The sequence below is a fragment of the Bacillus sp. FSL R5-0447 genome, assembly GCF_038606125.1.
Taxonomy (GTDB): Bacteria; Bacillota; Bacilli; order Bacillales; family Bacillaceae; genus Bacillus; species Bacillus velezensis.
This window is the reverse complement of record NZ_CP152012.1, coordinates 184,083-206,742: the sequence shown is the minus strand read 5'-3', so window position 1 is coordinate 206,742 and position 22,660 is coordinate 184,083. Positions and strand designations below refer to the sequence as shown.

Sequence of the window (22,660 nt, the reverse complement as noted above, 5' to 3'; positions counted from 1 at the left end):
CACCCCCCCTATATTTTGTCGAGAATAAAAAATGATTGTCCGCCTTTTAAGGAGACAACCATTACATTCTCACCGGTTTTAAGTTCATCTTCTCCCCCGGCGCGCAGGCGTTTAGGGATAATAATTAAGTCAGAAGGAATGATTAATTTTTCGTTTTCATTGACCTTGATTTCAACAGGGGAAACAGAAACGACTTCAGCCGGCAGCATATCCACCGGCGACTCAGAATCAACAGCGCCGATAGCCAGATGTTTAATTGCTTCACTTAACCTCATGATGAAGCCCCTTCCGGGATTGTGTTTTTTTCAACCACATCAATTGTCATCGTGTGGGAGCTGCCTTTAAATTCGTGCTTGTCAGAATCAATCCAATATGTTTTCTTTACCCCCACTTCCGGAATAGAAATATACACCGGAAGCCCGCTCTGCAAGTCAGGAATACCAATAGCTTGAATACTCTTTAATTCCTTTTTCACACCTTTTTTTTGTGATTGAAGTACGTTCGCTCGCTGCTGAAGCTGCGCCTGATTAATATTATCCGAAACAGTTTCCACATACTGCAGAACCCCGTATTTATTAATTCCTGAATTATCTTTTGCAGTGGCAGTATACGTCTTATTGTCTTTCTGGCGCCGGAGTTTGACCTTCGTAGCTGTCTCATTAATTGAGGTGCTGTACTGGTATCCTGTGATGTTTACGCCTGTCTCTAACACCCAAACTTCTGACGGGTCAGGCCAAGCCCTGAGACAAAGCTTCCCCTTCGAGGCATATAACTGATAATTATGACCGGTCTGTTTTTTTGTTTGCTTCAATGCCTTTAATATCATGTCATAAAGGCTTGTATCATCTTTAAAGACCAGTGATTTAATAGTATAGGCTGTTTTTGCAATGGACCCGGCGGGAATCTGAAAATCTCGGGCCAACCGTTTTACTATTTGATCAGCACGCTGATTCGAGAAGACGTAAACATCTTTGTTCTTCACCAGATATTGAAGCATGTCATAAGCCGTAAAAGTCAATTTATGATCATCCGGATTACGGGAAAACACAATGCCGCGGAATAATTCCTTACCTTTCCACTTGAATAGAACTGTAGCGCCTTCAGTTACGCTGTAATAAGAGTGATTTCCTTGCTTTGTTATGATCGTGGCCGTGATTGAACGCGGCGCTTGATATCGCTGTCCTTCAAGAGATACTGTCTCTGTTACCAGCTCAAGCCATTCTGTTTCTTTAATGACAAAAAGCTCAATCATGTGTCATCACCTGCTATTGCGGAATCTTTAATTTTTGGCCGGGGAATATCCAGTGGCCCGGCTGCCTGATGTTTCTTCTGCTGCGTTTAATCATTGCCGTTTTATTGGCATTCCATATTTTCCGCCATTGCATGCTGCTCCCATAGAATTTGCCCGCCAGATCCCAAAGAGTATCCCCTTTTTTCACGGTATATGTTTTTGGAGCAGATTTTGACGGCCGTTTTTTCTTTGTTTTCTTCTTTTGTTTTATCTTCCGGGGTGAAGCGGTCCTGTATTCCTTCAGCTTAATTTCAAAATCTCGGTCTCCTATGTCCTTTTGTCCCTCACTATGCGAAAATGCCTCAATGCTGCAGGTTAAGTTTATTTTTGTTCCGGTAATCAAAAACTGAACAGGCTTTTTCGATTTCAACCATTTGTCTATTCTTGCAATTGCGTTTTCTGGGGAAGGAAACCCTTTATATTCGGAGAGCGGACTGTGCTTCTTTGGAAAAAAGGAAGAGAACGAAATTTCTTTCGCTCCCGGATTATCTATAAAGGTAATCTCACCGAAGCGGGCAACCTTTACAGAGTCATTTTGAATCGTATCAGATATGTCGATCTGTTCCGGAAGGACGGGCAGCCGCAGCCTGTCCTTACCCTGTGATATCCAAAACTCATAAACAGACTTAGTCAAAAGCTACGACTCCTTTCGTTCCGATATTGATATCCTTCTCTAATTCATCTATCAGAGCTTGTTTGATTTTGGCCACGAGGCTATCAGCGTCTTGATTGTTATAAAAATGTTGATCGCCGTTAAGTTGAATTACAATTTCTTTGCTGCCGGAAGCGGCAACCGCAGTCTGCGTGCCGCCCGAGGTGGCCGCAGATACTTTCCCGGAAGAGAGTTCAGTTGTTCCCGTCTGCGCAGGATCAGTTACCTCCATTCCAAGCGCTTGAGCGGCACGACCAAGCAAATAACGGCCGCGGATGCCCCGCTCTTCAGGAATGATCCACTCCCGTTTATTCCCTTCACCGACACGGGCGATCTGCTCCTTAGTGATCAAACCACCATTGGCATAACCGACGTATGGGCCGCCGCGCGCCAGGCTCTTAATCCCGGGCACATTGTTTATCGATCCGTATCTGCTTTTAATATAGCCGATAGCGGCAGCAGCGTTGTGAATTGGGTTGCTGATATCATTCATTCCTGGCGCCTTATGAGCTTCAAAGGTGCTTGGGATCGTCTGCATTAACCCTTGTGACGGGTGGCCGGCTTTGGCATTGCTATCCCATAAGTTAATGGAATTAGGGTTGCCGCCTGATTCATTCTGTGCAATTGTCATCAAGCCCGGAAGCCAGCTGAATGGAGTTTTAGTTGCGATCATTGCAGACATTAGCCATTCCTTAACGTTGCCGCTGACTGCCCCCATTCCGGAATAGGCAGCCGCAAGTGAACCCGCTTGTTTTTCGGCAAACTTTTTCACATCGACAGAGCCGAGACCTTTAACAACCCCTACTGATGCAAAGCGGCCAAGACTCATCATGACACGGGAAGGCGAATGGATATCAAGCTCCTCACGGAATGCTTTTTCTACTTTTTTAGCAAGTTCCTTCGCGGCTTCAGATACTTCGCTGCCCTTGGATGCCATCCCAGTAATAAAGTTGCCGATCATTCCGCTCCCCCATCCGTTGGAGGACTCTTTAGAACGGAGAAAAGGCTTTTCTATACGAGAGCTGACATACTGCGCAGTGCCAGGATCCGTACTGTTCTGTCCGGAAGCGAATCCCTTCACCGTTCCGCTTCCCCATGACCCTGATTTGTTAATAGTATTTTGGAAAGGGGTTTTGACTTTGGTTTGCAGAAATCCATCCGTACCTGTCGCAGTGCTGTTCTGGCCACTGGCAAACCCATTGACAACCTGCTTCCCATAATTCGGCGAGTATGAAATTAAGCTGTTCATAGGCTGACCAACGTTTTTCTGTTTCCAAGCATCCATAGACACAACATTGTCGCTTATACCTTGATCAAAGCCTTGTGAGAACTGTTGACCAAATGTAGCTGCCTGGTCATTCAGGCTGGACGTGTCTACTGTTGGAGAGACAGAAGCGGAAACTGCCGCACCGCTGGATAATGGAGAAACAGAAGATTCCCCTCCGCCGCTTGAAGCTGCAGCCATATCGTCCACAACACTCATGCCGAGCTTAGAAGCCGCCTGTGAAAGAAGCATCTTACCGCGACCACGATTATTATCGACGGGGATAACAAACTCCTTACCGGCTTCACCGATCCATGAAATAGTAGGCTTTGTGATGAAGCCGCCTGTGGCATTCTTTTGCAGTACGCTTTTTTGTTTTGGCGGAAAAACACTATTTGCAGGCTGTTGTTGCGTACGAGCTAAGCCAATTCCTGTTCCTGCCGAATTGTTGTTTGTTGAAGTTTTCCCCTTTTGGTGCAGTCCAGTGACTTGTTCACCACGATGTATAATGGAACCGATAAACTCCCCGCCGGCGTCGGCTAACTCTTTAAGTTTAATGACCCACCAAAACGTTTTCTCAAACTTCTTTTTAATTCCGTCGGCCACTTTCCCCAGGGGATCACCGACATTTGTTTTGAACCAAGCCTCAATTCCTCCCCAAGCGCCGGTAACTGCGTTTTTGGCATCCTCAAACTTTTTCGTGATTGATTTTTTAGCATTTTCCACTTTTGTGACAATGGGGTTCCATACATTTTCAGTGAACCAAGTGGAAACCGTATTCCATGTATCAGAGATCCAATTCCACGCATCGTTAAGCTTCGTCCAGATCCACTTTGCTGCCGTTGTCACCGCATCACTTACTGGATTCCAGACATTGTCCATGAACCAAGTTGACACAGTTGACCATAAGTCCGAAATAAAAGTCCACGCATCATTAAGCTTCGTCCAAATCCAGTTTGCTACATCACTAACTGCTGTACTGATTGGATTCCAGACGTTGTCATAGAACCATGTCGCCACTTGAAGCCACTTTAATTGGATCCAGATTCGAGCATAATCAATATGTGCTTGTATCCAGCCGGCCACAGTCGCAACAGCGTCACTTATTGGATTCCAAACGTTATCCATAAACCAAGTTGAGACTGTAGACCATGTATCGGAGATCCAATTCCACGCATCAGTGATCTTTGTCCAGATCCATTTTGCCACGCTGGTTACCGCCTTACTCATTGGGTTCCAAACATTATCCATGAACCAAGTTGAGACGATAGACCATATCTTCTTAATGCCATCCCAAGCGAAAGCAAAAATGCCGACTACGAAATTGATAATCGGGACAGCCGTATTGTAGATGGGCGTCCACACATTCTTATCAAACCAATTTGATACAGTATTCCAGGTATCAGTAACCCATTTCTTTCCGTCTTCAAATTTCTTTTTAATGTCGTCAAGGGTATCACCGACCCAATCACCAATTGGATCCCAGACATTGTCCATAAACCAAGATGATAGATCGTCCCAAGTGTCAGTGATCCAGTCTAACGCGTCCTGTCCTTTTTCGGATACCCAGGCAAAGGCATCTCCACCGCCAGTCTTGATGCTATCCCATGTCTTTGACATGCCGCCCTTATCAAACCACTGCCCCACTGACGAACCTACATCTGATCCCGCAATACCGCCAACAGCACTTCCGACTAAACCACCGACAGCTGTTCCCACAACCGGAACGACAGAGCCTATTGCCGCGCCGGTTGCCCCACCGGCAGCCGCGCCTGCCATGTTGCCCCCGAAAGAGCCGAGCTTTTCACCGGCATTATCTTTATTCATACCGATAAGCCCTGTTGCCGCCAACGCTGTACCAAGTACCGGGATTCCTTTCGCAAACTTCCCAACTCCGGAAAGCGGTTTAAGGATTTTCCCCATTTTGGATGAGGCCTGGCCGGCAGACCGGAGTTCTGTTCTTGTGGTTGAAATTCCATCCCGACCGGCAGCGGAGCCCACCCCTGCATGCCCCCGTTCTCTTCCTAAGCGATCAGCAGGCACGCTGATTGTCCCACGAGCGGGATTCCTGCGGGCAGCGCCTCCTTGTCGGCCAGATGATCTGCCTTTTCCCCGGCCTTCCCCACCGAAACCGCCAGCACAACAGCAGCCTGTCAGACTGCCGCTCCTTGCTATACTCGTTGGGCTTGCTCTGCCGGCCCTTCCGTTTCTTCTGCCGCTTCTCGTATTGGGATCTGCGGATGCTGAACCCGTTCGTGAAGGAATAAGTTTTTTTATGACGCGGGCAGCATCGCCGCCGGCTGTGCCTATTCCTTTCAGGATCGGACGGAGAATCTTCAGATAAGCTATTAAGCCGATCAGGGGCGGGACCACTACCTTAAACGCTGTTTTCAGTTCATCCCAATGACTCACCGTAAATTCGATAGCCTTATTCAGCTTGTCACCGACAGCTTCTCCAAGATCGGTTATGTCGTTCTTAATCTCTTTCAACTTTTCTTTGCCTTCTTTACTGTTCAGGAAGTCACTAATCTTATCAAAAGCAGGGCCAAGACCGGTTAACAATGAAGTCCCCATATCCTTTGATATACTCTCAAAATCCCTCATAGCATCATTTACAGGCGTCATCGGATTGTTGTTCCGGAGTTGAGTAAAGCTGCGGTTTAGCTCGCCGGTTGTTTTCGCACTTGTGCCGATCCCCTCAGCCATATCAAGGATAGGCTGCTTTAAGTCTTCGTATTGTGTCCCGATCAATTCAGTTGCAATAGAAGCACGCTTGGTCTTGTCTTTGACCTTGGATAGCGCATCAGCCACTTTAAATAGGCTTTCCTGTCCACTGATAGAACCGTCTTTGAAGCCTTTGAACATTTTTTGCGTTTCTTTACCGCCAAATAATTGTTCAAACGCGGCGACTTGGTTATCTGACATCTCCGTGCGACGGATGTTAAACTCACGCATACTGTCGGCAAGGTTGTCAAAGTTCCGGGCGCCGCCCTTGGTCCCTTTTATCATGGCGTTTGCGATTTGACCGCCCGTAAGCTTCATGTCTTTGAAAGTGGAACTGTATTCATTCATTGTGTCTAGCAAATCATCAGCCTGGTCACCAGCATTCCGGTAAATGTAAGCGATGGTGTCTCCGCTCTCTTTACCAGTCATTTTCAAGTTGTTATACATAGCACTGAATGCCCGGTCTACTTCAGCTTGGTCAGCATTCATCAATTGAGCGATTTTGCTTGAAGACTCGGTGAGTTCCGCCAGTGCCCGGCCGGATGCCCCTGTCAGTTGCGAGAGTCCCTTTAATGCGGAGCTTACTTCCTCCCGGGATCCACCGGCTTTGTTTTTGTAGAAAATGTCATCAGTCATTCGCCCTGCATCTTTTTTGCTCACGTTTGAAGTTGCTGAGACATAGGCATCCTGAGCCATTGCATTTTTTCCGGAGTTCATAATTGCGCCGCCTGATAATCCACCCGCTGCCGCTAATGTAATCGTGACAGTCTTTAAGCCGTCCAACCTCTTCTCAATAGCATCGAGAGCAGCGGAAGCTTTGTCTTTGATAGACACAGTAGGCGTTGCCTCAGATCCATCTAAATCTGAAACGCGGTGCCGGAGAGAATTTAAATCCCCGGATGCGCGATCTCTGACGGAGACAGTCGGCGTTGCGTCTGATCGTTGTAAATCAGACAGGTTTCCCCTGATTAAACGTAGACGTGGTGTCGCCCGGTCATCCACCGATACCCTGACCTCATGTTCCCCCTCTGTAATGTCCTCAGTCTGCCGCCTAATGCGAGTCAACCCTCCTGAAGCTTGATCATCGAGACGGACATCAAGAGAGCGAGGGCGCCGCGTCAATTGGGTAGCTGAGCGGTCTATCCTCCGTATGGTCCGTTGTGTCCGGTCATCAGCTTCAAAAACAAGAGGGCCGTTAGCGGCCCTCTGAAGTCTTTCAGCATTTCCTTGTATTTTGCGGAGCTTTTTGGTCATCTTATCGTGTAGATCAAATGTGGCTGTTAGTTTCGCCATGGTTATTTTCCTCCTTTCTCTGCTTCTTTTTCTAACAGCTACCTATGATTTTTTCGCTTCTTTTTCAAGCAAATCAAGTTTATAAGCAATGGCACCGTACAGCAGCGCCTTATATTCACGCGGAGCTTCATAGAGCTCTCTTAATTCAGACGGGGAATATTTCAGCTCGTGCATAGCGTAATAGAAATACACAGCCTCCTTATCCCCGCCTCGTATTAGTTTTTTGCTTCTTCTTCAAGGTCTTCCAGATCATCTTCAAAACCGTTGATCTCGATTGCCTTGTTCAGCCAGTTAGCGTATTCCCCACCGACAGAAAGGATGCGCTTTGCCACTTCCACTGGATCTTCTGTCTTGTAAGCTTCGCGCAGCTCTTTTGATTTAAAGTTCGGGTAAACAGTCGTTTCAACAGCAATTCGTGCATAGAAGCGCTGGCTGTCCAGATCTTTCACACGGCCGCGGCCTTTGACATTTTTGTATGTTGTGTTTTCTTTCTCCAACTCATCGATGCGCTCAGTCGTAATTGCTTTGAAAACGAACGGAATCACGTTCCCCGCTTTGTCTTTAAACCGCTTTGAGATCAGCACTTCTACCTCTTCCGCTTCAATTGTTTGTCCTGGCATAAAGAATGAAAGATCATATACTTTTTCGTTTTGTTTTTCGCTCATGTTAATTACTCCTTTGGATATTAGATTTAGTTGACTCTTGCCAACAAAAAAGACAACCACAATTTGGTTGTCTTAGTGTATAATTATTCCTGTACATTTTGTCCGGCTAGCTCAAAGGTGGTCTGCTGGCTAAATCCCCTGAAAGGGGGTGACGCCTATGTCAACATTTCAAGCACTCACTTTAATGCTTGGGTTCGGGATGTTTATCCTCGCATTGTTGACGTATATAGACAAAAAGAAATAGACCACCCTTTGAGCCTCAGAAACTTCTAGGGTAGGTCCATATCTAAAAAGGTACACCTATAGCCAGCGCTCCAATGAGGAGCCAGCATTTGTACAGGCCGGAGTGTTGGCGCACTCCGGTATTTTTTATTTTATGCATTTCTTGTTTAAGAAATACACGGAAAACCAAGAAAGACGAAATGCATTACATCGGTAGTCATGAATACCTGACTGCCAGTAGTAATGATACTACTTGTAGTACCGATACTATCAATACTATTTGTTAACTTGTTAACATCAATATTAATATTAACAATCGGAGTTATCAAGTGGTAATGTATTAGATTTTATTAGATTTTATTAGGTTTTTGTTTATTTTTGCCTCGTATTGAATCACCCCAATGAAATGCATTACACGTTTTTCTTAGAATGTATCTTTCAGCTTTTCAGGAAGATCAAAGTCCTCAAAGGTGAACGGTACTTCCTCTTCCAATGCTTCCGAATCCACATCCAGCCCTGCGATTTTCGCAGAATCAAAGTTCACATCATAAAGAGTAACCCGCTCAGTCCCGCGGCCAGATGATTTATCATCAAGCACCGCCTGCAGAGTGAAATACGGATCTTCACCTTTTTTCACGTAATTGAGCATGAGCTGCACGAAGCGAGACGTGACTTTATAAAATGTCGCTGTTCCCGTTCCATTCGCGCCAGTCGTTTTATGGCCGGTCATGCGGCGGCCCATGACATTGACTTCTGATTTGTTTTTCTCCACGTTTGCTTCAAACGTTTTGATAAAAGCCAATTCCTCACCATCCAAGAAGAGGCGCCCCTCTTTACCAGATATCGTATTCTGCGCTTTAAAAGCCATCTTACTTCACCTCCACGTTAAAGTAGAATTTCTCTGCTGCATCAACAGGTTGCACGGCCAAGTCAATGATAAATCCATCCCGATTCTCATTCAGAACAATCGTGATATCAGACTCAGAGTCAAATCCCGTAATGCCACCCCCATCTTGAAGGATTCCCATGTATTGAGTGATCAGGGTTTTCACGAACTGCAGGCCGTCATCTGAAGCCGGGACATCGCTGCCGCTCGCTTTTCTGGACTTAATTAATGCTTTCAGCTGTGATGTCAGATCGTTATTAATTGCATCAAGAACCCGAACAATTTTGTTCTTCTGGAACACCTTGTTTTTCTCAGCTGTTAAGCTGGTCAAGGAATTAATATCCTTTTCAACAGCCACAGCCTTATCGCGAGGATCGAAAGTGAACAAAAATTCACCTTTAGCCAGTCGCTCAACAATTTCATCATTGTCAATGCGGTTTAAAACGTCCACAGCCCCTTCATATTCGACAAACGTAAGAGATTGATTAAAGGTAGCCCCCGCACTGGCCCCGGCCACCCAGGCAGTAGCTTTTTCAGGCGTAATCTCAGTACCGTCTTCCAACAGGACCCCTCCTGTCACATTGATAATTCCTTCATGATCCCCTTTATAATTCGAAAGGACGCCTTGAATCTTCTGACCTTGGTTATCTCTTAGCCGCTTCACGAATGCTACGAACGTGGCTTTAAGCTGTTCATTGTCTTCTACTGGCAGAGCAATGGTGTCAAAGTATTCCGTTTCGGCCGCATTTAAGAAATCCATATAGTCGGCGTTCGTCGGGACCTTATCTGTGCCGCCGGAAAGACGGGTGCCGGCGGATGCCGGTAAGTCTCCGCTTGCATCGGCAGGTGATGTACCGGTAAGCGGGATGGATACGGTCAAATCTCCTTTTCCAGTAAAGGATACATAACTGTTTGCCTTCAATTCCTCCGCGGCTGCTACGGTCTGCTTGTCAACTTCCGACTCATCGAGATACGTAATGACATCAACCTTTTTTGAATCAATGACATTCTCGGTGATCCGGATAATGATGTCATTCCCTTTGGTCCCGCCATAAAGAGCGGTTGCCTTAACGCCTTCACTGATTTCTGCAGAAGCACGAAGACCCTCAGTCAACCGATAAAGCAATACTGTTTTTGCCTTCTTCATTGCTTCACGCAGCAGAAGGAGCGAAGGATTATCAATGTTTAATCCGATCTTCTTATTCAGATCCTCAATGGAAGAGATAGAAATGAATTTTTTCAGCTCTCCCCAACTGGAAGCGATCGGGAGTGCCACGGTTCCTCTTTCACCGACAGACACACGATCCTCGGCGGTCGTTTTAAAATTAAAGTAGATACCCGCACGTTCTTTTTCCTTGCCTGGTGTAAATGTTCCGCCGTTCATCTATTTAACCTCCTTTTGAAGAAACTGAGTTATGAGCTTCTTCGCTTCTGTTTTTGTAATTCTTTCTTTGTCTACATGAAAAAGAGCACCGTCAAATACTTCGGGCTTTACCCCAAAAAGTTCACGACTGTGCTCTCTCAAGTCCCTGATATAAAAAGCAGTTTCTGCTTTTTCTAACTTAGTGGCCATCATTTCACCCCGCTTGTAAAATCAAAATTATTCAGAGCTGGCTTTTCTTCTCTCTCATACCAATAGCGGCCTGTCCAATTCAGGACAATACTTGCATAATCATCCGTTACTCGGGTTTCAATCCGTGACAGACGAATAAAATCACCCGTATCTTCACCAGATTCCTTCAAGAGGGGGATTAACCCTCTCTTACTTCTAAGGACATCCGCTATCCTTTCCGCTTCTGTATGAGCCTTCTGTGCATTTTTATGAAAAAGCTTCACGTTTAGCACATAGACTTTCTGAAATGTTGAAACTGTGTCTGGACCGTCGGCGGTAGAAGCCGGCGGGAAGTAAAGAGATGGGACCGCGAAGTCTTGCGGTATCTCTTCCTCATATACCTGGACAGGATACAAATTGTATAGATAGCCCATGATTGAGCCAACTTCACTATTCATGCTGCTGCCACCGCCTAAAATTTATTTTCAATCCATTGCTGGAGCTTCCGCTCAAGACTGCGCTCAAACATCATTTCAAAGATGGCCATTGCATTATCCCAATACCCTGAACCGTCAACCCATTTGAACTTCAGCAGCATTCCGGAGTTTTTTTCAGCAGGATCATATTCAAAGCGATCACCTTTCCATCGGCCCGGCACCCAGCGACGATCCTGATTCTTGGATGGATCAATGGTGAAATGCCCGTCATTGACATAAGAGGCATAATCCAGATTCGTTCCCACATCCAGCTTTAATTTACCAGCCGTCATTGAAAAGATGTTCTCCTGATCGCCCTTATGGAATGAGTTAAGCAAGCGGCGCGTGTCTACCGTCTGAGTCCGGATCACTTCATCCTGGACAATATCAAGGAATTGATAACCCATTCCTTCAAGCCAAATCTCATATTCTTGCCGCAGTCCTCCGTGGGATGCCTGGTGCAGCGATTGAACGAATTGATCGAGCCCCTTAATTCTCATAGGTAATTAACCTCCCTGACCGCCGTCACTTCCCAATGGTGATTTTTAATCAAACGCGGCTGCTGCAGCTTGTAGGCAGTACCTTCCCATTTCACTCTGTCATTGATCCGAATATCTGCAGAAGCCGGGAAATGAATCATAAATGACTGGTAGATGGCCGCGTTCGGCTCCTGCTGAACAATTGACTGGCTCTTCTCAGTAAAATAGCAGGGCTGACTCTTTATATCAGGCTCATCGGGATAAGTGTAAGCCGGCGGTGCATCGTGAACAGGCACGCCGTATCTCTTTTCTTGGCCTTCGTGTTTCTCCTGCAGATGATAAACATCGCACCGGTGAGTCAATAAGGAGCGGTAACTCATATAGACCTCATCCGCATTTTTACTTCTGTGCCTTCAAGATCTGAATCAGCCGGCACCACGTAATCCTTAATCAGTGAATAGATATTGGGTTTTTGAATGGTGCTTCCATTGCCGAGAGTGTACGAATAATCGCCTATCTTCTCGGACGTATATCCTTTTGTGATTGACTCATCCGAATTGATCAGTGCATAAAACTGCGCCATCTTTAAAACGGCAAGCCTGACCCTTTCAGGAAGAGGATCATATTCCTCTCCTAAAAAATCATGGCCAACTTCTAACGAAATTTCAGCAACGGCCTCAATGATGTCCTGGGTAAGCAGCACATCCGGCCGATCTTTGACTGAATCAAAAACCGAGTAAGCCTTTAAGTCAGCGGGGGTAATTAACATGCCGCTCAATCTTCTTTTCCTTGTTGTTCAAGGATGAAGGCAATTCTTTCATCTGCATTCTTGAAGTCAGACGGATTGCCGCCAAGATCAGTAACAATGGCTTCTTGTTCAGTTTTATTCATGCCCTTCAAATCTGTTTCTGTGTACTTCTTCTTTGATGCCGTGTCATCATCGCTTTTAGGTTTTTCCGTTTCCTTCGGCTCTTCTTTAATTAAATGACACTCAAACTGCTCATTATTCTTTAAATAAGAATAGACGGGCTTCTCCACTTCACGCTTTTGATTAAGCAAGAAGACATACCCCATAACATCGTATGTCTGACCTGCTATCAACTTCGCTGTATATGTGTCGGCCATATTTTATTCACCTACTCTTTCACTTTGATGATTTTAGCCACAGCGTCTTCTTCTTCGAATTTACTGTCCAGCTTAGCCGTCAGGACGATCAAGAACATACGGCGGCGGATATCCTTATCTACTTCAATACGAATGTTGCGCGAGAAGCCGAGAATGATATTTTTCGGGTGAGTCAGGATAATATCAGACACATCTGACGCGCTATCCCCTTCACCTGTGGTGTACGGCTGTAGGTTGGCAATGCCTTTGACCGGAACACCAAACGCTGAAGAAAGTCCGCCCTGTACAGCAGTGTCTCCTAAAGAAGTCTGGCGGTCAGCCACTCGGTCTTTCCATTCAACTTCCATTCCAGGGGACGTATAAAAACGGTACTCCTGTGGAATCCGGAGATATTTTGAAGGAACTGCTTTATATCCACGCTTGAAGACCTGGCGAGTCAGCTCTTCGCCCGCTACATCCACGATATGAGATGTGGCTTGCTTTCGAATCCCGTCTATTTGCGCAAGATAAGGATCTGAAGATGCCGTATCACCGTTTACTAACAGCTCTTCAATATCAACGGCCGCACGTTCAGCGAGCATCTGCATAATTGTATTTTGCAGTCCCTCTTTTTCAATATTGTTTTCAAGCGTGTCGTAGGTGATATTTACTTCTGCAATGACTTCTTTTGTGCTCAAGTTGACAGTGCTTGTTGACGGAACAACCTTTTGATCTTTTGTCAGCGAAACACCTTCCTGGGCAGCTCTGAGAATCCGCTGCCCAAACCCGATCTTCTCAATTTTTTGCGTATCGTGATCCATAGGAATGACACGCGCCTCATTTAAGATAGTCGGCGCATCTTGAACCATTCGAATAAAAGCATTTGCCTGTGTTGGGTTCATCATGCCGCCGCTCTTTAAGCTGGCAAGCGTCATCTCTGCCTTTTCAATTACCTCGTGATTTCTCATGTGATCCTCCTTGTGTTTGCCGCTTCTACTTAAAGAAGGCCGGCCCAGATTGATTTTTTAACATCTGCGGTTTCCTGCGTGGTCTCTTCTTGTTTAGAAAAGCCGCGGCTTTTTTCAATGGCATCAATACGATCAGCGAGCGGTTGAACAGCGTCTGTGATGGCTTTTTTCAACTTCTCAGCCTCTTTTTCAGCCTCTTCTTCCTCAGATGCTTTTTCCTCGTCTTTCTTCTTTTTAGGATCTTCCTCTTTTTCCAATTCCGTGAGCCGTTTCTGAATTGGCTCTAACGCTGCTTCGATGGATTTTGCTACATCCTCTGCGTTCATTTCTTCTTCCTCTCCTTCCGTCTCCACCTGACTCAGCAAGTTGCCGAGAGCGGTATGAGCGCTTTTAATTTCTTGTAAGCTTGAAGCCGAGAATTTCCGGCCGGCCTTTTGCAGCTCTTTCGGCTTCGGCCCGATCACTTTTAGAATGTCATCGGAGATCAATACATCCTGAGCGATATCCACGAAGTCTTGCAGAGCTTCTTTGATTTTTGCAGGGTCATTTTCCATCTCTCCGGGATAGTCCCATTTGAATAAAGCTGAGTTTAACGCATCTTGTGCGGCCCAAAACTCACGGCGTTGGCGCCCCTCGTCATATTTGTCCCGAACCGCGCCCTTGGCCACACTGGCATTAAAAAAGTTTTTGACCAAATTAAAAAGCCCTTTCTCGTGGTTGTCCTCTGGAGAAACAGGCTTTTCTTCTTGTTTTGCGATATCCGCGATGCCGGCCATTGAATAACCGGTAATCTCGCCCTTTTTGATTTCATCCCAAACTGCCTCGGAAGCCTTTGTCACAAGCACCCATGATCCTTTTTTGATGGTTTCACCATTCATTTCAAAGTCAGCAGGAGCGACATAAGATTCAACCACTTCACCAACGCCGCCCTGAAAGTCATGCTGCTTATCAATTTCCCGGGCGTCTTTCAGAAAGCCGTGAGCGGCCTTCTCAATTTCTGCAGCTGTCATGAAATCACCGTGAGCATCCACTGTGTCCGGTTCATAAACGATACCGTAAACAAGTTTTTGCTCGTCTGCTTCTTTCGCAAGGACCTTGACTTCCTTTTGAAAGTCCGGCTGTTTTTCTGATTTCATAAAAAAGAACTGCTTTTGATTAGCAGCCTTGTCTACATAAGAAACATGTGTGATTTTTGCGTTTATCAGTTCTCTTGGCATATGTTCACCTCCTTTCAAAGAAAAGCCTTATTTAGAAGGCTTTTCTTTAACAATTCTATTAGCAATAATACGAGCAACAGCTATGAATTTTTCAGCTGCACTCTCTGTAATACTATTTCCTTTTAGTAATATTTTCCGAGCATTATATAATGCAATAACCGAATCTCTAGTTTGGCCTTTCATTACCTTCTCGTTTTCGAGTTTATTAAGTACATTGTAAAAATGTTCGTAATTACCGGCTTCAATACCATTTTCATTTGCTTTGTTTTTAATAATTTCTTTTATAAACTCCCAAGTATCAATTACAGCATCAATAGTTGATATTTTGCTCAATTGCTGTAATTCATTAAATCTTTTTCTTACAGTTTCCTGTTCATGGCCTGCCTGTCCTTGCTCCATTTTTATATAGCTTTCCGCTTTACTGATGGCAGAGTTAAAAACCATTTCTAAATTTCCGTACTTTAAACTAATTAAGTCTTTGAGCCTTTCAGACAAAGGACCTTTCAACATTAAAATCGAAATAATAAGTGTAACTGGCCAGATCATAGAATTAACTAGAGATGAAATAAATTCTAAATGATTCAAAGCTCTCCCCCCATTAATCTTAGTGAGGAAATTATACTATTTTATTCCATGTTTGCTAAGGCTTCTCTACGAATCTCTTCTTTTTCCTCAGCCGACAACCCTAAAATCTCGTTATCTACAACAGGCGACAGAACGCAGTGACAATGAACCCGCTCAGCGGCGGAAAGATTCGTGTCTCGCGGATACATACAGGTTTCGCTGCTTCCTGGTATCTTGAATTCTTCATCAACACCAACAATTGTACCGTCGAGGTCTATATGATTCTCACGCGGATTGTTCTTCTTCCCTCCGCTGTGCCGCCATTTCTTCTTAGATACAGCCGGGGACTGCGCATAAGATTCATGCTGAGCGGCAGAGGAAGCCGCAAGAACCTCGGTTATGGCCGTTGTCCGGGCTCTCGGTCTATCAAAATGCGGCATATCCTTCAAAGTCAGTTCAACCTCCTGAATAGATGAACCTGAGTCAATGGCTTCCGTCAGCACTGTTTCCACTGCCTCATGTGTGTTGAGCTGCATAATTTCGGCCAGTCTCTTTGACCAATCCTTGATCCAGTCGATCGAGCGGGAGGAAAGAACTTTGAACGGAACTTCAGGATCGATTGAATCCATTATGATAGCGGCCAGCTCTTCAAGCGTCTGCTGCAGAAAATCCTCGGTCAGTTCCTGGAACTCTTCCTGAAAATCATCCTCTGCAAAAAGGTTCTGCGTAAAAAACACCAGAAGCTCCTGTAACGTCTCTGAATCAGCTTTGCTTACAAAGCCGTTCAATCCTTTTAAAAACCTCTTACGCTGGCTCCTGAGCAATCTAGCGATGCCTTTTTCATAATCCTCTACGTAACGGGGTATCTTAGAGAGGCCGGGGAAGTCAGGAATCGTCTCCACAAGCTTCTGGCCTTCGCTTTCCTCGGCTTTTTGAATGAATGAGGTAAGACTGACCAGCAGCTTATCTGTTTTGTTCATTATTCAAATCCTCCAAAACATCCCGCATATCTTTTAACAGCCCCATCACATCAGGAGTGCCGCTCTCGGATTTAAACAGAGCCGTAAATGGATCCGCTGCAGGCGTTGCTTCGTTCTTACCAATTGGCCGATTGTATTCTTCCTCCGGCCATTCCTCAAGCGTTTTACCGAGCACGCGCCCGGCCAGATCCCTCAGATCGTTAGGTGATACAGCACCAGCCGTAATGAAAGGAGTCAGCACTTTTGCAATTTCAAGCGGATCTTGAAAGTCCGGGCCTTTCAACTGCAGCTCTACTTTATGAATTTCAAGATCATTTAAAAATAACGCGTTCAGTCTGCCGGTAAGTACCTTTCGTTCCGGCTGAAAGACTTGCTCTTCAGTAATCTTTCTGGCTGTGTCAGCTGTCGCCCTGTTGTAATCCTGCGCTTCCCCGGTATAAATCGGCGGTAGCCGGAATGCAGAGCGGATTTTATCCCGGCTCTTTTGATCATATTCCAGGAACAAAGCATCTTCCTGAAGAATCTCGGCAAGTGATTTGATGTCTACTTTGACCGGCACGATTTCCTCATCACCATGAATATTCTTCCCTTTGGCTATCCCTTCCGCTTCGAGCAAAAGGAATTTATGTGAGTTTTCCACGCCTTCAAGGCCGTTCATATAGTCCTGCAGCTGTTTATACGAATCCTCCGAGAGCATGCCGTTCTCGATCGTAATAGCAGCGGGAACATGCCGGCCCTGTTTAAAGTACATGAAATTCAGCTCTTCTGCTTTGCGGGCGCCGTATAAGTTGACAATATGACCGATCCACCGGGGCTTCCCATAAGCGCCGCTCCCTATCTTAAAATGCACAACCTCGTTGGCCTGCTTATCAATAGGAGTTCTTTCATCATACTGCCCCGTTTCAAGATTAAGTGTACGCGGGTCACCGTACTCCTTAAAATAAATAACTCGGCCATCGAACATCTGAGCATATTTACGAAACCGCTTCTGCCTTTTCATAGTCTTTAATTGACCTGATTCAAAGTATTTGAAAGGAACTTCTATAGGATCAGATAGCTTGCACACCCGGACATATTCTGCGGCCATGTATTCGATGCCGGCGGGATGATTTTTACCGTTACGGATAACCTCTATATATCCGTTTCCTGTCTTTTCCCGATCTTCTAAACAGAAGCCGAGCAGTGTTTCTGCTGATTCATCAAAATGGAGATGCTTTATGAACTCCTCAAGCTGTTGCCATTCCTTATCCGCAGCCGCTTTTTCTTCAGAATCCACTTCATGTGAATTGATATCCTTTGTGTATCGCATATCAAAGCCAAAACCCACAATATTTGTCCTGTAGGCATCAACACATTGCTGGAGCATTGTTGAATACTCAGCTATCATTTTTAATTCCTTCAGGTTGTATGGCGGCTCCATGATCATGTTTTCCGTGTAATGGCCTGCAAATTCATCAGCATATATTTGTTTTGTCGTTTCGGCAGGCGGAGCGGCTTTAATCACTCGTGCTTTGACTGATTGCTTCGTCATCTGATAACCCCCTTTCTTCCCTAACCGGTCTGGCCCGCTGCGGGCGTCCTTTTGGTTTTTCTTTAAGGTCGGAAACCTCGTAATCATCCAGCGCGTACCAAATCGCTGAAAAAGTATGTGGATCAATCGTGAACTCGTCTTCAATGATGTGGCCCAGCTTATCGGTAGCATAGGTGAGCGGCTTCAGCTCATAGACAGTATTTTCACAACGATCAGAGCAAATGATCTTTTTAAACCGCTTGATCTTCTTAATGTATTGAAGACGTGAACCCTGGAACTTTCGAGCCCCCACCATATTGAATCCTTGCTGCTGATAATAACGAATTGTTTTCGGCTCGGCGGCATCCGCCTTGATCAATTCCTTTGTCTCCGCAAATTCCTTTATCTCTTCGGCCGTCCTATCGTCCGTCATTTGATTTTTGTAATACTCCCAATAGATATAGAGGTACTTCTTCTCCGTGTCCACAGCAAGCCGGACAATGGCGTTATACGATTCCTCAAAACCAAAGTCCATGCCAACTCGTTTAAGTGGGCAGTGAATGTTGGCGATATCCTCCATAACTTCTTCGTGCGGCCGCTCTTCAAATTGAGGAAGAACCCGCACACCATTAATGCCAAAGCGCCCCTTCCGCGCAATGCGGTAAAGGTCTGGATCATAATCCTTCAGTTCATCGAGCTGCTTCACATAACTTTCGGGCAGAAATAGATTATCTTCCGCAGTTGAATGATGATAATAGGTGTCGTTCACAACGACTGTACGCTTTTCATAAAGCTCTTTATCATCAAGCACAAACCGTTTTTGGCGGTCATCTTTGAAGAAATGCCGGAATGTCCAGTTATCCTCTCCGACCGGGTTTGTGGAAAGAATCATGTGGAGCGGCAATGTCGGGTGACGTAGGCGCCCAAGCAATTCCTTAAAGCCTTCATATTTCACCTCAGAACATTCCTCAATCCATATGATCGAAATGTTATTGATTGATTTCAGCTTGGCCGGCTTATCCAGCCCTTTAAAAATAATTCGGCTGCCATTCGGAAACCGTATTTGCATCGGTGACGAAACACACCTAACAACGTGATCAATCTCTAATTCGTTGACAATCTCTTCGAAGAGAGAAAAGGTTGAGTCTCTGTGTGTGTCATAAACTTCCCGGATAACAAGCGCTGTCCGCTTCTCTGTGAGTAATTTCAGAATGATCTTCAGCGCAGCATGATAGCTTTTCGATGACCCATAGCCGCCAACCAAGAACTGAAACTTTTGGTTCCAGTCAAAAAGGAAATCCTCGAAATGTGGGTTTACTTTTTTAACAGTCATCAGCTGTCACCCTTATCCTTGCGCTTACGCTCTATTATGATATTCACAGAGTTATCCACAGGTCTTGCGGTCAAGCGTTCAAGCTCAGCTTGTTTTGTCTCGTTTGTCAGATACATGGCACGCAGCTTCAGATCGTGTTCATCCATAGAGCGGGTGATATCATGCTTTTGACGAATAGCCTTCAGCCGCCTATCAGTAACACGGGTCATTGCTTCCTCGATATTTAAGATATCGTCAATGGACCGCATCGCTGTTTCTTCCACTTCTGTGACAACCAGCCGCTCGTTCATAAGCGGTACATGCTTTACAAGTCCTGTTTTCTTGTCATTAGTTGGAATGATGTCTTTTACCTTGCGCATCTGTTGAAGAACACGGCGCTGCTTCTCATTTAATCCATTTTCAATTCTCATGATGCGCTGCATCATACGCCGCTCTTTTAAATAAAGCTCCCGGATCGTTAACTCAATTTGATAGAGCGGGTCAGTTTCAATCTGATCAAATAGCTCTTTTTCTGTATCATCCATGAAATCAAACAAGATTGATTCATACTCACCTGTACGCACAGAGTTTTTATTTCCTTTGGGAGCGGCACCACCCCTGTTCCCTTTGGCGTTTTTGTTGCCAGGCGGCGCCTTGCCTCCTTTATTACCCCGGGCGTTTTTGTTACCTTTTGGAGCGCCCGGACGAAAAGGAGCGCTCCCTTTCGATTTAGGAGCGCTCCCATTGATTTTTTCTTCCCATTTATCATTTGCTTTCCATTTGCGGACAGTGCTGCTGGTGACGCCCAATTCATCGGCAATGTCTTTTAATTTCTTGGTTCCGCCACTCTCTTTCCACAAATGAAAAGCCTCGTCTCTGCGTGGATCTCTTTTTCTTGGCATTACATCATCACCCACCCCCGAGCCATGTAATTGAGTTTGAGTTTGTTTTTAAATTTCTTCATCCTTCTGAAGCTGTATATCGAGCTCTATGAGCTTTTTTAGGTCGTCCACAGTGTTTACCTCTATTCGACCGTTTTGAAAGTCTCTGATCCACTGCGCAATGCCTGCACTAACGATTTTCCGATACTTCTCTTTTGACTCACTGATATTTTCAAGAACATCGGTTTTATGTAAAAGCAGAAGCTTTTCCTTCTCTTCATCAGAATAGGAACATACGTTTGTTTTTTCTCTTGTCATGCTCCCCGTCCTCCATTACAATATGAATCAGAGCGTGATTTCCCACAAACGCGGCCGCGTCTTGATCACGCTCTCGACAGGGAGCTATCTCTGTTTTGATTGGAGGGTGTTAGCAGCACCCTCTTTTTTTTATGAATATTATCTTAACTCTTATCCAAAATAATACCGAATATTATTAAGGAGGAGTTTTTATATGGAAGTCAAATATTTATCTGATAATGGAGAATTTAAAACTCTTGAAATTTCAAATCTACCATCTTCGCCTGCAAACGGCTTTGCTTTGACTGTTGATCCAGAAACATCTTCGGAGAAAAAGGTTTGGAAAAAGGAACTTGTCTCTGTAAGCGGGGTGCCCGAAATTAAGGTAGAGACTTGTCATAAGCAAGTTACTGTACCTTTTGACGGAAGCATGGATGTTCCATATCCATGTACCTGCACAAGAACAGGGAGACATTGGATAGAATTAAAAGTTTTCTATCCCTCAGACTTAGTTGGTGATGTTGTTAATAGCATTATAAAGTGTGCTGAAGAAGCTGCTATATACGCTGCTGGCATTATTGCAGCTAGTTGCATAAATCCAGAATTTTTACCCCCAGCAGTCCCAACAGCTCAGACTCTTTTTGTAGAAAAACTCAAAACCTGTTTAGCAGAAGAAACATTTAAATTAGTTGATTATAGTCTTTCCTACGAGCAAGAATCAGGAGATTGGAACTGCTAAATCAAAGGGGTGTTTCACCCCTTTGATTATAAAAACCATTGTTTATAAATCTGTTCCGCTATCCTGTTCATCATGATAGGCGGGACACTCATTCCACAAACATACTGGATGTTAGCGCCCATGAAATCATAATCCAACGGGAACGACTGCATTAAGATGATATCCCGTTCAGAGATATAGTAAGGTTCATCATAACGTATGAAAACAGAGTTACTAGCCAAAGTAGGCGGCACAAGGCTGTTTTTGACCAAGACAGTATTGAAATTACTTTCTTTCCCCTCTGTTCTCTTCGTTATATCTCCTATAGTGTTATCTGACGGGCGCCGCTTCACCCATCGCCTATATGTTTTAGAGGTCTCTGTCAGCTTTGATCCCCGGCCGCTCCTGAACTCACCATACAAAATAGGTGATTCATTAAAAGATAGATGCAAAGGTGGGAGGTTCAGATCCTTCCGACGGCCAATAAAAAAGACCCGCTCTCTCCGCTGCGGGACTCCCATTGTTGCTGCATTCAACAAAAACACCTGAACGTCATACCCAATTTCCTTTGCTCGTTCAATGACAAGCTTGACATATCCTTTCGCCTTACCGATTATCATTCCTTTTACATTTTCAGCGAGAAACGTTTTAGGCTTCAATCTTTCTACGGCATCCAGGTATTCAAAAAACAAATCGTCCAATGACTGTTTAGCCTGACCTTCCCTGAACGTTTTTTCTTTCCCCCAGGCATCCTCCCGTTCACCAGATATTGAAAATACACTACACGGCGGAGAACCGTCGAACACATCAAGATCAAATAGAGCCTCCGGAAGTTCGCTCAAAGGGATTTTGTTAAATTTTCGTATATCCATTAAGAAAGAATGCTGTGGATTATGATTTTTTCTGTATATCTTCATCATTTGGGGATCGATTTCACAGTTCCCCACAAGCTCAAATCCGGCAAGTTTGTAGCCCATAGATGAGCCGCCGCCGCAGGAGAATGTACTGAATACCTTTAGGCCATTCCGCTCTACAGATTTCAGATCGGAAAGCCTCCACTTGTAACCAACCATATGCTTCACCTACTCATTAAACGAGAATCCGCATTTCGGGCATGTATGCTCAAAATGATCGTCTTCATATTCATCTAAGTCCAGTTCATGGCCATCAGTAATCTTCCCGCCATTCCCCGCATGTTCAGGTAATTCATCCAGAATCTCGTCTAACTCAGAATCTGAAAAGCCAGTAACAAATAAATCAAAATTATTCTCCTGTAGGTCTCGCAATACCTGTTCAAGCTTGTGCTCATCCCAATCTCCGCCCGTCTTATTTAAAGCCAGATTTAAGGCTTTCTCTTCTGATTCATTCAGGTTGACTACAGAGACAGTGAGTTCAGCAGGGTTGCTTTCCATATATATTTTAAATCGTTGGTGTCCGCCAACCAGATTACCGGTTCTTTCATTCCAGACAAGCGGCTCAACATTGCCAAATCGAGTTATTGAAGCTTTGAGGGAATCATATTCCGGATCTCCGGGCTGCAGGTCAATCCGAGGATTGTATGTAGCGGGGTTTATTTTTTCCACTGATATTGTTTTGATATTCATG

At 45.0% G+C, this 22,660-nt stretch carries 25 protein-coding genes; 1 reads left to right on the top strand and 24 read right to left on the bottom strand.

What is annotated here, in order from left to right; translation table 11 throughout:
• Positions 1–8: 8 nt before the first annotated feature.
• The 22 genes from NYE68_RS01255 to NYE68_RS01150 all read right to left on the bottom strand — a co-directional run bounded on the left by NYE68_RS01255 (position 9) and on the right by NYE68_RS01150 (position 20,358).
• Positions 9–275, bottom strand: coding sequence for a DUF2577 family protein (locus NYE68_RS01255; protein WP_342494026.1), 267 nt, complete (start codon positions 273–275; stop codon positions 9–11).
• Positions 272–1,252: a phage portal protein gene (locus NYE68_RS01250; RefSeq protein ID WP_342494025.1), complete on the bottom strand. Its 981-nt coding sequence runs from the start codon at positions 1,250–1,252 to the stop codon at positions 272–274. Before NYE68_RS01250 ends, NYE68_RS01255 begins: the two co-directional genes overlap by 4 nt.
• A gap of 13 nt (positions 1,253–1,265) precedes the next feature.
• Positions 1,266–1,925, bottom strand: coding sequence for a LysM peptidoglycan-binding domain-containing protein (locus tag NYE68_RS01245; protein ID WP_069013434.1), 660 nt, complete (start codon positions 1,923–1,925; stop codon positions 1,266–1,268).
• The gene (locus tag NYE68_RS01240; RefSeq protein WP_342494024.1) at positions 1,918–7,224 is read right to left on the bottom strand and encodes a phage tail tape measure protein; all 5,307 of its coding nucleotides are present in this window, start codon (positions 7,222–7,224) and stop codon (positions 1,918–1,920) included. The genes NYE68_RS01245 and NYE68_RS01240 overlap by 8 nt, the downstream gene beginning before the upstream one ends.
• Before the next feature lie 42 nt (positions 7,225–7,266).
• The gene (locus NYE68_RS01235) at positions 7,267–7,398 is read right to left on the bottom strand and encodes a hypothetical protein (protein WP_223198305.1); all 132 of its coding nucleotides are present in this window, start codon (positions 7,396–7,398) and stop codon (positions 7,267–7,269) included.
• Positions 7,399–7,439: 41 nt separating this feature from the next.
• A complete protein-coding gene (locus tag NYE68_RS01230) occupies positions 7,440–7,889 on the bottom strand; it encodes a phage portal protein (RefSeq protein ID WP_342494023.1) in 450 nt (149 codons plus the stop codon).
• A 646-nt stretch (positions 7,890–8,535) separates the two neighbouring features.
• Positions 8,536–8,979 (bottom strand): phage tail tube protein, encoded by a 444-nt coding sequence (locus NYE68_RS01225; RefSeq protein WP_019712741.1) that lies wholly within the window; start codon positions 8,977–8,979, stop codon positions 8,536–8,538.
• Between the two features lies 1 nt (position 8,980).
• Positions 8,981–10,381 carry a phage tail sheath family protein gene (locus tag NYE68_RS01220; protein ID WP_342494022.1) on the bottom strand — a complete coding sequence of 467 codons (1,401 nt, stop codon included), beginning with the start codon at positions 10,379–10,381 and terminating at the stop codon, positions 8,981–8,983.
• Positions 10,382–10,573 carry a hypothetical protein gene (locus NYE68_RS01215; protein ID WP_095061700.1) on the bottom strand — a complete coding sequence of 64 codons (192 nt, stop codon included), beginning with the start codon at positions 10,571–10,573 and terminating at the stop codon, positions 10,382–10,384.
• Positions 10,570–11,007 (bottom strand): DUF6838 family protein, encoded by a 438-nt coding sequence (locus NYE68_RS01210; RefSeq protein ID WP_266056253.1) that lies wholly within the window; start codon positions 11,005–11,007, stop codon positions 10,570–10,572. Before NYE68_RS01210 ends, NYE68_RS01215 begins: the two co-directional genes overlap by 4 nt.
• A 14-nt stretch (positions 11,008–11,021) precedes the next feature.
• Positions 11,022–11,525 carry an HK97 gp10 family phage protein gene (locus tag NYE68_RS01205; protein ID WP_342494021.1) on the bottom strand — a complete coding sequence of 168 codons (504 nt, stop codon included), beginning with the start codon at positions 11,523–11,525 and terminating at the stop codon, positions 11,022–11,024.
• Entirely contained in the window at positions 11,522–11,884 is a 363-nt protein-coding gene (locus NYE68_RS01200; protein ID WP_088461991.1) for a DUF3599 family protein, read from the bottom strand. The genes NYE68_RS01205 and NYE68_RS01200 overlap by 4 nt, the downstream gene beginning before the upstream one ends.
• Complete coding sequence (locus tag NYE68_RS01195) at positions 11,881–12,273, bottom strand: DUF3199 family protein (RefSeq protein ID WP_342494142.1); 393 nt, start codon at positions 12,271–12,273, stop codon at positions 11,881–11,883. The genes NYE68_RS01200 and NYE68_RS01195 overlap by 4 nt, the downstream gene beginning before the upstream one ends.
• Positions 12,274–12,278: 5 nt before the next feature.
• Complete coding sequence (locus NYE68_RS01190; RefSeq protein ID WP_342494020.1) at positions 12,279–12,629, bottom strand: YqbF domain-containing protein; 351 nt, start codon at positions 12,627–12,629, stop codon at positions 12,279–12,281.
• 11 nt (positions 12,630–12,640) lie between these two features.
• Positions 12,641–13,576 (bottom strand): phage major capsid protein, encoded by a 936-nt coding sequence (locus NYE68_RS01185; RefSeq protein WP_266056247.1) that lies wholly within the window; start codon positions 13,574–13,576, stop codon positions 12,641–12,643.
• A gap of 29 nt (positions 13,577–13,605) precedes the next feature.
• Positions 13,606–14,793: an XkdF-like putative serine protease domain-containing protein gene (locus tag NYE68_RS01180; RefSeq protein WP_342494019.1), complete on the bottom strand. Its 1,188-nt coding sequence runs from the start codon at positions 14,791–14,793 to the stop codon at positions 13,606–13,608.
• A 27-nt stretch (positions 14,794–14,820) separates the two neighbouring features.
• A complete protein-coding gene (locus NYE68_RS01175) occupies positions 14,821–15,378 on the bottom strand; it encodes a hypothetical protein (RefSeq protein WP_342494018.1) in 558 nt (185 codons plus the stop codon).
• Between the two features lie 41 nt (positions 15,379–15,419).
• On the bottom strand, positions 15,420–16,337 hold the full coding sequence (locus NYE68_RS01170) for a phage head morphogenesis protein (protein ID WP_342494017.1): 918 nt from the start codon (positions 16,335–16,337) through the stop codon (positions 15,420–15,422).
• Positions 16,321–17,868: a phage portal protein gene (locus tag NYE68_RS01165; RefSeq protein WP_342494016.1), complete on the bottom strand. Its 1,548-nt coding sequence runs from the start codon at positions 17,866–17,868 to the stop codon at positions 16,321–16,323. Before NYE68_RS01165 ends, NYE68_RS01170 begins: the two co-directional genes overlap by 17 nt.
• On the bottom strand, positions 17,834–19,180 hold the full coding sequence (locus tag NYE68_RS01160; protein ID WP_342494015.1) for a PBSX family phage terminase large subunit: 1,347 nt from the start codon (positions 19,178–19,180) through the stop codon (positions 17,834–17,836). Before NYE68_RS01160 ends, NYE68_RS01165 begins: the two co-directional genes overlap by 35 nt.
• Positions 19,180–20,061: a phage terminase small subunit gene (gene terS, locus NYE68_RS01155; protein ID WP_342494014.1), complete on the bottom strand. Its 882-nt coding sequence runs from the start codon at positions 20,059–20,061 to the stop codon at positions 19,180–19,182. The genes NYE68_RS01160 and terS overlap by 1 nt, the downstream gene beginning before the upstream one ends.
• Positions 20,062–20,109: 48 nt before the next feature.
• The gene (locus tag NYE68_RS01150; protein WP_039252702.1) at positions 20,110–20,358 is read right to left on the bottom strand and encodes a hypothetical protein; all 249 of its coding nucleotides are present in this window, start codon (positions 20,356–20,358) and stop codon (positions 20,110–20,112) included.
• Between the two features lie 193 nt (positions 20,359–20,551).
• Here NYE68_RS01150 and NYE68_RS01145 point away from each other — a divergent pair, with 193 nt between their 5' ends.
• Positions 20,552–21,076, top strand: coding sequence for a hypothetical protein (locus NYE68_RS01145; protein WP_342494013.1), 525 nt, complete (start codon positions 20,552–20,554; stop codon positions 21,074–21,076).
• Between the two features lie 26 nt (positions 21,077–21,102).
• Here the strand turns inward: NYE68_RS01145 and dcm are convergent, their stop codons facing one another.
• Both dcm and NYE68_RS01135 read right to left on the bottom strand, forming a co-directional pair.
• A complete protein-coding gene (gene dcm / locus NYE68_RS01140) occupies positions 21,103–22,128 on the bottom strand; it encodes a DNA (cytosine-5-)-methyltransferase (protein WP_342494012.1) in 1,026 nt (341 codons plus the stop codon).
• A gap of 9 nt (positions 22,129–22,137) precedes the next feature.
• Complete coding sequence (locus NYE68_RS01135) at positions 22,138–22,659, bottom strand: ParB N-terminal domain-containing protein (protein ID WP_069013517.1); 522 nt, start codon at positions 22,657–22,659, stop codon at positions 22,138–22,140.
• Between the last annotated feature and the right edge of the window lies 1 nt (position 22,660).